General features: G+C 36.0%; 7 protein-coding genes. 5 read left to right on the top strand and 2 right to left on the bottom strand.

Annotation, left to right across the window (positions count from 1 at the left end; genetic code table 11):
• Positions 1-126: 126 nt before the first annotated feature.
• Positions 127-1,164, top strand: a complete 1,038-nt coding sequence (locus ISU00_RS14705) for a LacI family DNA-binding transcriptional regulator (protein ID WP_228851431.1) — start codon at positions 127-129, stop codon at positions 1,162-1,164.
• 29 nt (positions 1,165-1,193) lie between these two features.
• Here ISU00_RS14705 and ISU00_RS14700 read toward each other — a convergent pair whose 3' ends face one another.
• Positions 1,194-3,164 (bottom strand): sialate O-acetylesterase, encoded by a 1,971-nt coding sequence (locus tag ISU00_RS14700; RefSeq protein WP_228851430.1) that lies wholly within the window; start codon positions 3,162-3,164, stop codon positions 1,194-1,196.
• A 13-nt stretch (positions 3,165-3,177) separates the two neighbouring features.
• On the bottom strand, positions 3,178-5,445 hold the full coding sequence (locus ISU00_RS14695) for a glycoside hydrolase family 3 C-terminal domain-containing protein (RefSeq protein WP_228851429.1): 2,268 nt from the start codon (positions 5,443-5,445) through the stop codon (positions 3,178-3,180).
• 330 nt (positions 5,446-5,775) lie between these two features.
• Here ISU00_RS14695 and ISU00_RS14690 point away from each other — a divergent pair, with 330 nt between their 5' ends.
• The 4 genes from ISU00_RS14690 to ISU00_RS14675 all read left to right on the top strand — a co-directional run bounded on the left by ISU00_RS14690 (position 5,776) and on the right by ISU00_RS14675 (position 12,897).
• Positions 5,776-6,918 carry an endo-1,4-beta-xylanase gene (locus ISU00_RS14690; protein ID WP_228851428.1) on the top strand — a complete coding sequence of 381 codons (1,143 nt, stop codon included), beginning with the start codon at positions 5,776-5,778 and terminating at the stop codon, positions 6,916-6,918.
• Between the two features lie 7 nt (positions 6,919-6,925).
• Positions 6,926-8,380 (top strand): MFS transporter, encoded by a 1,455-nt coding sequence (locus ISU00_RS14685; RefSeq protein ID WP_228851427.1) that lies wholly within the window; start codon positions 6,926-6,928, stop codon positions 8,378-8,380.
• Between the two features lie 30 nt (positions 8,381-8,410).
• Positions 8,411-9,430 (top strand): glycoside hydrolase family 43 protein, encoded by a 1,020-nt coding sequence (locus ISU00_RS14680; protein ID WP_228851426.1) that lies wholly within the window; start codon positions 8,411-8,413, stop codon positions 9,428-9,430.
• Positions 9,431-9,771: 341 nt separating this feature from the next.
• A complete protein-coding gene (locus tag ISU00_RS14675; protein WP_228851425.1) occupies positions 9,772-12,897 on the top strand; it encodes a SusC/RagA family TonB-linked outer membrane protein in 3,126 nt (1,041 codons plus the stop codon).
• Positions 12,898-12,906: the final 9 nt, after the last annotated feature.

Below are 12,906 nucleotides of genomic sequence, written 5' to 3'. Positions count from 1 at the left end.
TAAGTTTTAATGGTCAATTTTTCTGTATTTATTTATATAACTAGTCAAATTGAGTAGCCAAGGAATTGCAATCAGTTGCAATTTTGTTGTAAATTAATGTATATTTGATTACCAAACTTACTGAGAATGAAGGCCCACAACGAGGTTACGATCTACGATATTGCCAAAAAATTAAATTTGGCAACTTCAACAATTTCAAGGGGTTTAAAAGATCACCCTACAATAAATAAAAAAACCATTGCGAAAATTAAGCAAACTGCAGAGGAAATGGGTTACCGCCCAAACAACCTTGCGGCAAGTTTACGTGGTAATAAAATGAAGACTATTGGAGTGTTGTTACCGACAGTCACCCAACCTTTTCTTTCTTCATTAATTAGCGGTATTGAAATAGCGGCACAAAAGGCAGGTTATACTGTATTAATTATGCAATCTCATGATTCGTATAAAGAGGAAGTTAATTTAACTAAGTCCTTGTATGATAACAGGGTAAGCGGAGTAATTTGTTCACTTGCGATGGAAACCACGGATATTTCCCATTTCAAGAAATTCATGGATAATGACACAGCCTTGGTATTTGTTGATAGGGTGCCATCTGATTTTGACACCTATCATGTAGTAATAAATAATTTTGATGCTGGTTATAAAGCTACCGAGCATTTAATTTCACAAGGCTGTAAAAGAATAGCCCATATTACCGCAGGCTCAGAATTTAGTATATACCATGAGCGTAAGCAAGGTTATCTCGCGGCTCTTAAGGCCCATAAATTGCCAATCGATCAGGACCTTATAGTTAAGGTGAAAGGAATTACTTATGAAGAAGCAGTTAAGGCGAGTGAAAAGTTGTTGAAACTGAAAAAATTGCCAGATGGAATTTTTGCTCCTGGAGATATTTTGGGAGTAAGTGCCATCCAAACTGCTAAAAAATTTGGTATTAAGGTTCCTGATGAATTAGCGGTGATAGGATTTAATAATGATCCAATTTCTTATATTATCGATCCTGGCTTATCAACTATAACGCATCCTGCTTCTAAAATGGGGCAAACTTCTGCCGAAATCATTCTGAAAAGCTTAAAAAATTCCAAAAAGGATGTAGAAATAGTTAAGCAAATAACTTATTTAAATACGGAGGTACTCGTAAGAGAATCGTCTCAAAGAAAAAAATAACACTTCTTTATTTAATTGTCAGTAAAAGCTTATTCAGATAAATCAATACTGAATGGGGAGGCAGGCAACCCCTCTTTATTATACAAATTAGGATTATCCGGATTATCTGCCCATGCGTATCTTAGGTGCTTTGGATGCTGAATGTCCTCATTCCATACTACAACCTTGTCTCCTATGATCTCTGCTTTGGCCCAATGGTATTTTCCGTCTTCCCCTGCAATTGCAAATTCACCTAAAGGTTCTCCATCATTAGATTCTAATCCTCCACCAATATGAGAAAATGATAAATACACCTTGTTACCATCTAGTTTAAAGTTTTTATAAATCGGACCAGAATACACGACATCTTCTTTATATGCTAATTTTAAAGCAGCCAAAGCCATTCGTTCACCTACATCCTTTTTATTGTCCGGATGTATATCATTCCATTCTCCCAAATCAATATTTACGGTCATGACAGAATTTGGAATAGATAGAGATTTCAATTGGGCATCTCTTAATTCCGCCCAATTACTCTCTGAGGGTAAATAGGCAACATCCATAAAATTTGGAAGTTGGGCATATATAAAGGGAATGTTTGGACTATTAAAAACTTCTCTTAACCCAGATGCAAGTGCTTCCATATAACCTTTATATAACTCTGGATGACCAGTATTACTTTCCCCTTGATACCATAGGATCCCTTTAATGGGAAGTTGCCTATAAGGGGCAATCATACCATTGTAAAGGGATGTAGGTTCATTTTGAGGATTTATCCTTCTAGGTCTTGAGCTGTTAGAATTCCTATTTGAAAAGTTCGAAAAATCAATAGGCTCAAATACTTCACCGACTTTATATTGCCAATATCCTTTTAAATCAACAGTATCCTTTTGTGTGAAAATATAATAAGGTTTGTCAGGTACAAAACCTCCCTTGCCAAAGTTGTTAGTTACGCGAACTACAAAAGTATTTTTACCAGGCTTTAAAAGTGTATCAGGTATATTATATCGTCTTTGTGGATACTGGTAAGTTTTGTTCCCAACCTTAACACCGTTAATATAAAGTTCATCCGCATCTATAATTCTTCCTAGGAAAACACGTGCTTTTTTGCCAACCATATATTTAGGTATTTCAATTTCTCTCCTATACCAAACCACACCGTTTAAATCTTTTGCTCCCTGATCTTCCCAATAGCCAGGAATATTAATTCTCCTCCAATCTTTAGGTTTAAACTTCACATCAAACCAAGGTAATGGCCCGATTAATCCTTTATCTCTAACCTCATTAGAATAGCCATTAAAACTTGGTCGGTTTCTTCTTTGGCCATTCACAAATGCAGTATCCTTATTTTCTTCAATGATTTTAAGTATGTCATAAAAATTCTTATAACCTTCCTTAGGTATCCAAGCTTCGATTGGAGTTCCTCCTACGCTGGCATTTACTAAACCAATAGGAATTTTGTTCTTTTCATAAATTCGTTTCGCAAAAAAATAGGCGACTGCAGAAAATGGTCTCACCTCTTCACCTACGGCTTTTTGCCACTCACCATCTTGCAAATCTTGCTGGGGACCAGATATACTTGGTGTTGTTGGAACTTTGAAATGACGTATTTCAGGGTTATTTGCCGTTGCTATTTCCAGTTCATATAGAACATCGTGGATATCCATTTGATGTACCATATTAGATTGACCCGTACATAACCAAACATCACCTATTAAAATATCCTTTATTATAACTTCATTTTTTCCGGAAACTTTCATTTGATATGGGCCTCCAGATTTCATTTTTCGCATTTTCACACTCCAATTCCCATCTTTGTTCGCGGTGGTTCTGTATTTTTTACCATTAAAGTCGACAGCGACTTTTTCATTTGCACTTGCCCAACCCCATATAATAACTTCTGAATCCCGTTGTAATACTAGTCCATCACTGATTAATTTTGGCAATCTAACTTGTGCATCCATGCTAAGACTTAGGAGGAATGCAATAATGATTAACAAAGAGTATTGAAATTGTTTCATTGATATTAATGATTTATTTCATGGTAATTTCTAGTTCTGCCATTTGTGAAGCACCTAATTCTGCACTTCTTTTCAATGGGCTAGAACCGCCAATATAGATTTTTACTTCTCCAGGTTCAAAGACCTTTGTGCCTTCTTGTGTAACAATTTGTAAATCCGTTGATTCTAATTCAAAATTCAGATTAGCAGAAGAACCAGAATCCAAGGATATGCGCTTAGTTTTTACAAACTCGTAATTCGGGACCGTTTCAGAAGCATCTACATGTGAAATGTATAATTGAACTACTTCATCTGATTTAATATCTCCTGAATTCGTAACTGTGACATTTATTCCTAGCTTATCCCCTTGTGTAATGGATTCCGAAGAAGTAGATGCACCACTATAAGTAAAGTTTGTGTAGCTTAACCCATAACCGAAAGGATACATAGGATCTGACTCCATATACTTATATGTTCTACCTTTCATTGAATAATCTTCATATGGAGGAAGTTGCTCCAATGATTTTGGAAACGTTATTGGTAATCTACCCGATGGGGATACTTTGCCAAAAAGTATATCTGCCACGGCATTTCCTCCTTCCTCACCAGGATACCAAACAAATAGTATCGCATCAGCAAGCTGTTGAACTTCTTCAAGGTTTATCGGGCTTCCTCCCGTGATTATCGCGATAATAGGATTACTATCATTCGGATTTTTATCAGCTGCTTCTTTTAATTTTTTAAGGTAATATATTTGATTTTCCGGTAAATTATAATCTAACCGATCCCCTGCGGTGGATGAATCAATAGAGTCACCCTCCTCTCCTTGAAGCGTGCTAGTTAAGCCTAAAACAACAATAGAAACATCGCTATTGCCCGCATGTCCGATTGCATAATTAATAGGATTGATCGCTGGTTGATTCAACATTGCGCCAAGTCTATATTGAAGTTGACTGGTTGGCTCTATAGCAGCACTAATACCCTCTAAAATTGTAACTAAATTTGAATTGACCCCGTAATAATTTCCTAAAAGCGCTTCTACACTTGTTGCATTTGGGCCGGTGACAAAATATTTGGAGAGATTATTTTTTAAAGGAAGCACCCCATTATTTTTTAATAAGACAATACTTTTTTGTGCCGCTTCACGTGCTAATGCCCTATTTTCTTTACCATTAACAATGTCGATAGAAATAGAATCATAGGGATTACTTCCCTTAGGATCAAACAAGCCCAATTTAAATCTGGTTCTCAACAACAATGCTAATTGGTTATCGATATCTTCTTCATTAATTAATCCTTTTTTAATTGCCCTATTTAGTGAATTAAATGTTCCTCCGCAATTAAGACTAACCCCATTTTTCACGGCTAAGGCAGCAGCCTCATAATCATTAGTAACCACGCCATGACCATTATCTTTAAAATAGTCTTCAAGAGCGCCACAATCAGTTAAAATATGACCTTCAAAATTCCATTTATCTCTAAGTATTTCAGTAAGTAAAAAATTATCTGAACAACATGGTTCACCATTAACGCGATTGTAAGCGCACATCACGGACTCAACGTTAGCTTCGACAAGGGCTTCAAATGCTGGTAAATAAGTTTCCCATAAATCTTTGTTATTTACTTCTGCATTAAATTCATGTCTTACCTGTTCCGGACCACTATGAACGGCAAAATGCTTAGCACACGCAGCAGTCTTTAAATAATTGGGATTATCTCCTTGTAGGCCTTTTACAAAAGCGGTGCCTAAGATGGAAGTTAGATATGGGTCTTCCCCATAAGTTTCTTGCCCTCTTCCCCACCTCGGATCCCGAAATATATTGATATTCGGTGTCCAAAATGTCAAACCATTGTACTGATTATAATAACCTTTATCACTAGTAGCGTTATACAATGCCCTAGCTTCATCCGAAATTGCCGACGAAACACGATATGTTAAGTCAGGGTCAAATGTGGCACCAAGTCCTATTGCCTGAGGGAAAACGGTTGCAGCTGCAGCCCTCCCAACTCCATGAAGAGCCTCATTCCAATAGTCATAAGGAGGAATTCCAAGCCTTTCAATTGCTGGAGTACCGTTCATCATTTGAAGAATTTTTTCTTCCAATGTTAGACGGGAAATTAAATCCACAACTCTTTCATCAATGGTCAATTCGGTATTATAAAATGGGAAATCTAAAGTTTCTTCGGTAGTTGAAATTTCTTCAGAATCTATTTGGGGAGAACTTTCTGTTGACTCTTTGCAAGTAATAAGCACTGCACTTATTAGAGTTAGGAAACTAATTTTTAACAATGTTCTACCCATGGCTATTGATTAAAGTTGTTTTATTGAATCGTGATTTCCTATTATGTTGCATAAAATCCATTTTTCTAGAAAGATTTATTTTGTTTTACACAATCGGTTGCAAATTATGAATTATTTATTATCTTCGAAATTATTATGATTGATTTTTGAGATATTCATAATTGAAAGGTTGTGAATCGATGGTTTGCCATATAGCAACTTAAAGATAATACTTAAAGGTCTAATGCTTAATGTTATTAGCCTAAGGTTCAAGTTAATTTTTGACCGTAAACTTCAATTGAGAATACACCTATTTGAATTAAGATATACTGCTAAACTAAATTGTATAATGTGAAAATAAAAAACCAATTACCATTTCTACTGGCAATTTTAATTGTTAGTGTTGGTTGTAAAGAGGTAGATGATTCACCATCAAAACCAAGCACTCTACGAAATGTGTTTGAAAATGCATTTTATATTGGTGCCGCACTGAATTTTAACCAAATTAATGCAACCGATTCCGTTGTTACTTCTCTTATCGGGAGAGAGTTCAGTAGCATTACCGCTGAGAATATCATGAAATCAATGAATATTCACCCCCAACGAGATACTTTTAATTTTGGTGAAGCCGATAAGTTTGTTGCCTTAGGGGAAGAGTATGACATGTTCATTCATGGGCATACATTAATATGGCATAGCCAATTGTCTAATTGGTTCAGGGAAATTGAGGATAGTACGGAATTTGCCATGGCTACTGAAAAACATGTCAGGGATATAGTTACTAGATATAAAGGAAGAATTCATTCTTGGGACGTTGTTAATGAAGCATTAAATGAGGATGGCACCCTAAGAGAATCCATTTTTTTAAAGAAAATGGGGGAAGATTATCTTGCATCTTCATTTAAATGGGCTTCTGAAATTGACCCTGAAACAGATTTATATTATAACGATTATAATATGACCAACTTAAAAAAACGTGAGGGTGCCATTAGAATGGTTAAACATATAATGGATCAAGGAATTAAAGTTGATGGCATCGGCATGCAGGGACATTGGCACCTTAATTATCCGTCACTTGAAGAAATAGAACAAAGTATTTTAGATTATGCAGAACTTGGGGTTAAAGTTGCAATCACAGAGTTAGACATTAGTGTTTTGCCAAATCCACGCGATTTGCAGGGTGCGGAGATTAGTCAGAATTTCGAAAATAATGAACGTTTAAATCCTTATAAGGAAGGATTGCCAGATTCTATTCAGGTTAAATTGGCAAATAGATATAGGGACATTTTTAAGGTTTTCCTTAAACATAAGGATAAAATCAGTCGGGTTACATTTTGGGGGGTTAATGATGGACAATCATGGTTGAATGGATTCCCTGTAAGAGGAAGAACCAACTATCCATTGCTGTTTGATAGAGAATTTAAGCCTAAGGCCGCTTATGATACTATCATTGCATTAAAGAAGCGTTTTGATTCTGAATTGAGTTCTAATTAAATTATTAATGGAAACAAACTCACATAAACTCTCTGTAAAGGAAAAAATTGGCTATAGTTTGGGAGACCTTGCTGCCAATCTTGTGTTCCAAACTCTAATTACCTATTTAGCTTATTTCTATACAGACATTTATGGTCTAGAAACTGATGACGCATCTGCGGTTATGCTTAGTGTTGGGTTAGTTGCTGCTTTTGGTTTTAATCCAATAATTGGCGCCCTGGCAGATAGAACAAATACAAGATGGGGAAAATTTCGGCCATGGATTTTTTGGACAGCCATTCCTTTAGGTGCCGCTGCATTACTAGCTTTTAGTACCCCTGATTTCGATTATAAGGGTAAGGTAATTTACGCCGTAGTTACGTATACTTTATTGCTACTTCTATATGCGGCAAATAATTTGCCCTATTCAGCTTTAAGTGGTGTTATTACTGGCAGTATGCCTGAAAGGAATAGTTTGTCATCATATCGTTTTGTTGCTGTAATGTTTGCCCAATTCTTTGTACAAGTTTTTATGTTGCCAATAATTGAAGCTGCAGGCAATGGAGACAAAGCAGTTGGGATAGAAGCAGTAATGACTTGGTTGGCTATTATTGGTACTGTTATGCTACTGATAACTTTTATTACAACAAGGGAGCGCGTTGTTCCTACACCTGAACAATCTTCGACCATTAAGGAGGATTTATCTGATTTGATAAGAAATAAACCTTGGGTAATCATATTAATTATAACAACATTCATTTTTATAACGCTTGCCATGAAAGGTGGCTCATATGTATATTATTTTGAAAACTATATAGATAAACCTGCGCTTACAGAATTTATACAACCAATATTGAATTTTCTTGCAGACATTGGGGTCAACTTTTTCGGGGAGAATCCAGTTTCTGCTGGTTTTGGATTATTTAATGCTGGAGGAATCATTTTTATGATTGTTGGTATTACCCTATCGAAGCGATTTGCAGATAAGTATGGAAAACGTGATGTGTTCAAATCCGCTCTATTTGTGTCAACACTATTTATTCTTGTGTTTTACTTGTTCTCCCCCACCTCCATTCTTTTAATCTTTATGTCACAGATATTGCATGGATTCTTCTACGGCCTTACCATCCCATTACTTTGGGCAATGATTGCGGATGTTGCGGATTATTCAGAATGGAAAACAAATAGGCGTGCAACAGCTATAATATTTTCGGCCATGATGGTAGGTTTAAAAGGAGGTTTGAGCATAGGAAGTGCATTGGTAACTTTTATTTTAGGTAGGTATGGCTATGTTACTAAAGAAGCAGCAAATGTAAGCATGAATGAAATTGTTCAGCCCGAATCAGCAATTTTAGGAACAAAAATGCTTGTTAGTGTGTACCCTTCAATTCCATTTTTAATTTGTGTAGGACTTTTATTTTTCTACGAAATAAATAAAAAAATGGAAGTTGATATTGAAAGGGATTTACTTCAAAGGAGATAGATAAAACATTTAACTAATAAAACCAATAGAATGCCAGAAGATATAATTGATCAGGCGGAATTAGATAAATTAATTGAAAAAGCCATTTCAGAGCCTTTGGTTACGCACATTTATACCGCAGACCCATCGGCTCATGTTTTTGACGACAAAATTTATATTTACCCAAGCCATGATATAGATGCTGGAATTCCCTTTAATGATAATGGAGATCATTTCGGCATGGAAGATTATCATATACTTTCCATGGAAACCATAGACAGTGCTGCCGTTGATAATGGTGTAGCCTTGCATGTAAATGAAGTTCCCTGGGCAGAAAGACAAATGTGGGCTCCCGATGCTGCAAAAAAGAATGGCAAATACTACTTGGTTTTTCCAGCTAAGAACAAAAATGGAATTTTTCAAATAGGTATAGCAACAAGCAATTCACCTGTTGGGCCTTTCAAGGCAGAACCTTTACCAATAAAAGGAAGTTACAGTATAGATCCAGCGATATTTGAAGATGACGATGGTAGTTTTTATCTATACTTCGGAGGAATTTGGGGTGGACAACTTCAAAAATTCAGGAACAATCAGTATAGAGAAGATTACGAGCTGCCGAAAGATGAAGAACCGGCTTTGGGTCCTATTGTTGCAAAAATGACAGACGATATGTTACAATTCGCTGAAAGTCCAAAGGAAATTAAAATAGTCGATGACACTGGAGCTACCCTTCTGTCAGGAGATAATAAAAGAAGATTTTTTGAGGCATCTTGGGTACACAAGTTTAATGGCAAATATTATTTTTCGTATTCCACCGGTGATACACATTTTATTTGTTACGCCATTGGCGATAATCCTTATGGCCCATTTACTTATAAGGGTCGAATTTTAGAGCCGGTCATTGGATGGACTACCCACCATTCAATTTGTGAAGTAAATGGAAAATGGTATTTGTTTTACCATGATTCCAGTTTATCGAAAGGAATCACTCATTTGAGGTCTGTAAAAGTTAATGAGATTAAACACGATGGAGACGGTTTTATTACTTGTTTGCAACCTTATAAATTATAAAAATTTAGATTGAAAAGCAAGTCTTAAAAATTTTAACACAATCGGTTGCGATATATTAAATTATTATATACATTTGTTAATATAGTGTATAAATTAGTTAAGGTTAAAACTGATTTTTCTATAGATTACAACAAACAATTAACAAGGAGCCTACAGTAACAATTTGGTTTTCAATACAATACCTTTTAAACTTTAAATAATCTTAATAGAATATAAATTATGGTCTGAACTAATAACTCTTTAATTAAACAATCGATTTACTAAAATTAAAGTAGTGTACCAACCCACTACTTATCACTAACTGTTATTCAAATTAATTTTAACTACTTAATTCAATCTATATGACAAACTTTATATTTTTAAAAAGTAAACATGTGGTACGATTATGTTTATTAGTCGTATTTACATTGTATTGCTCCGGGATGTCAGCCCAAATAACCGTGTCGGGTACGGTTTCTGATGCCAATGGGCCAATACCAGGGGCGAACGTTATAGTAAAAGGTACCCAAAATGGAGCGGCTACAGATTTTGACGGTAACTATACCTTAGACAATGTAGCTTCTAATGCTATTTTGGTTGTTAGTTACGTAGGATATACTTCAAGAGAAATAACCGTTAACAATAGAAGCCGAATAGATATTGTACTTCAATCAGATGTATCCGCTTTAGACGAGGTAATAGTTATCGGTTATGGTACCCAAACAAGGGAATCCGTAACAGGATCTGTGGTCTCAATTAAAGGAGGAGAATTGAATGAAGTACCAGCAGCTAATTTCCAACAAGCTCTTCAAGGTAGAGCTGCAGGTGTAAATATTTCCACCACGGGTACACGACCAGGAGATGCTCCACAAATTAGAATTAGAGGTACGCGATCTCTTTCAGGAAGCAATGATCCATTGATAGTATTGAACGGAATTCCTTTTTCAGGAGGTTTAAGTGATATTAACCCAAATGATATTGAGAGCTTAGATATTCTTAAAGATGCTTCCGCAACTGCCATTTATGGTTCGAGAGGTGCGAATGGTGTTATAATAATTACAACCAAATCAGGAAAAGAAGGTCAAAAAGCAACCTTTTCTTATAACACCTACTATGCCACTAAGGAAGTCTTTAATAAATATCCACTTATGAATGCATTGCAGTTTATTCAACTGCGAGCTGATGTTGCAGCTCATCCAAATCAAGGAGGAGTTCCAATTTATAGTTTAGGTGGTGATGAATATCTTGGAAACGATACAGATTGGCAAGATTTGCTTTACGGTACAGGATTTCAAATGACCCATGATGTTAGTGTGCAAGGAGGATCCGAAAAAGGAAACTATAATATCGGAATGGGATATTTCAAAGAAACATCTGTTGTGCCAGAAGATTCATTCGAGAGAATCTCACTTCGCGTGCAAATCGATCAAGAAGTAGGCTCCTTATTCAGATTTGGTGTAAACTCTGTAACCAACTTTAATAAAACCAGCAGTATTATAGGTATTGGAGGTGCATTGTCTGCATCCCCATTATTAAGTCCATATGATGAGAATGGTGATTTTCTAGAATCGGTTCGTCTACAAACAGCGGTAGATAACCTTTGGATTCCAACAAGAAATGAAGTTAACCGTATAGGAAAACGTAGAGCTAATGAACAGTTGGATTTTGGTACTTATAATAATATCTATGGTGAGATGAAGTTGCCGTTCCTAGAAGGTTTGAAATACCGTCTTAATATCGGTCTAAATTACCGTTCAAGTAGAGATGGAAATTTCACAGGGCAAGGAGTATTTAATTTTAATGAACAAAACCCTAACTCCGCAAGCTATAACAGTTCTATTACTAGAGATTATGTCATTGAAAATCAATTGATTTTTGACCGTACATTCGCCGATAAACACCAAGTAAACTTTGTTGGATTATTCTCGGCTCAGAATACGGAATTTGACAATATTGGTTTAGCAGCTAGAAACATACCTAACGAATTGTCATTATGGTATAATTTAGATTCTGCTCTTGCAGAAGATATATTGAATTATGGAACTGGTTATTCAGCGACAGGATTATTGTCTTATATGGCGAGGGTAATGTATCAGTATGACAGCCGTTATTTAATAACCGCTACCGTACGTTCAGATGGTTCCTCTAGATTAGCTCCAGGTCGTGAATGGGTAACATATCCTGCTCTATCAGTAGGATGGAATATTGGTAATGAGGCCTTCATGGAAAATGTAGATTGGGTAAATTTATTTAAACTACGTGCTGGTTATGGTGAAACTTCTAACCAGGCGATTGCCCCATATTCTGTTCAAGGGGGATTAGGTACAGTAAACTATAATTTCGGCAGTACGTTTGCCACAGGATATTTTGTGAATTTATTGCCAAATCCAAACTTAGGATGGGAATATTCAGAAACTTATAACTTTGGTCTAGACTTCGGCTTATTTAATAATCGATTGTCTGGTACCTTTGAGTATTATATTACAAATACGAATGATGTACTATATACACTCGGTTTGCCAGAAACAGCTGGTGTTGGCAGTGTAAGAAGTAATATTGGTGAAGTGCAAAACAAAGGTTTTGAAGCCACTCTTAACGCTACAATCATTGATAATCCGGATGGATTTAGTTGGGATGTAGGAGTTAATGTATATACCAATCAAAACGAAATTGTTTCTTTAGCTACTGGAGTTGATGAAGATGAAGGAAACCTTTGGTTCGTTGGATCTCCTATCAATGTTATTTATGATTATGATAGAATTGGTCTATGGAATGAAACTGATCCAGATTTCCAATATTTGAGTATACTTGAGCCTGGCGCAAGTGGCCCAGGTATGGTAAAAGTACGTTATACAGGTGATTACAACGCCGATGGTTCGCCTACAAGGGCAATTGGTGCTGATGATAGAGTGATAATAGATCCTACACCAGATTTTCAAGGTGGTTTTAACACCCGTTTGGCGTATAAGAATTTTGACTTGAGTATGGTAGGTACGTTCCAAAGTGGGGGAACCCTTGTAAGTACCTTATATTCTTCAAGCGGTTATCTAAATTTATTAACCGGTAGACAAAACAACGTGGATGTAGACTATTGGACACCTACTAACACAGGAGCTAAATATCCTGCACCTGGAGGTATTCAAAGTGGTGATAACCAAAAATACGCAAGTACATTGGGTTATTTTGATGGTTCATACTTAAAAATAAGAACACTAACTTTAGGTTATAATTTTAGCCAAGATTTACTTGAAAGAATTGGAATTCAGAGGTTACGATTATATGCAACGGCACAGAATCCGTTTGTACTATTTTCTCCATTCCATGATGAATCTGGGCTAGACCCTGAAATTACAAACTCGGGTGTTGTGAACGGCAACCGTCAGAACACGGCAGTAAATACGGGTAATATTTCTCCTGGTATTCCTACCATTGGAACTAACGTTCCTTCAACGAGAAATTATTTGTTGGGGTTAAACATAACATTTTAAACAACTATT

It is taken from the genome of Aegicerativicinus sediminis (assembly GCF_015476115.1).
Lineage (GTDB): Bacteria > Bacteroidota > Bacteroidia > Flavobacteriales > Flavobacteriaceae > Aegicerativicinus > Aegicerativicinus sediminis.
This window is presented reverse-complemented; position numbering and strand designations above follow the sequence as displayed.

Bases quoted from the DNA above. Each gene is read 5' to 3' on its own strand.
- ISU00_RS14705 (WP_228851431.1), top strand. From the start codon at position 127: ATGAAGGCCCACAACGAGGTTACGATCTACGATATTGCCAAAAAATTA.
- ISU00_RS14700 (WP_228851430.1), bottom strand. From the start codon at position 3,164: ATGAAACAATTTCAATACTCTTTGTTAATCATTATTGCATTCCTCCTA.
- ISU00_RS14695 (WP_228851429.1), bottom strand. From the start codon at position 5,445: ATGGGTAGAACATTGTTAAAAATTAGTTTCCTAACTCTAATAAGTGCA.
- ISU00_RS14685 (WP_228851427.1), top strand. From the start codon at position 6,926: ATGGAAACAAACTCACATAAACTCTCTGTAAAGGAAAAAATTGGCTAT.
- ISU00_RS14680 (WP_228851426.1), top strand. From the start codon at position 8,411: ATGCCAGAAGATATAATTGATCAGGCGGAATTAGATAAATTAATTGAA.
- ISU00_RS14675 (WP_228851425.1), top strand. From the start codon at position 9,772: ATGACAAACTTTATATTTTTAAAAAGTAAACATGTGGTACGATTATGT.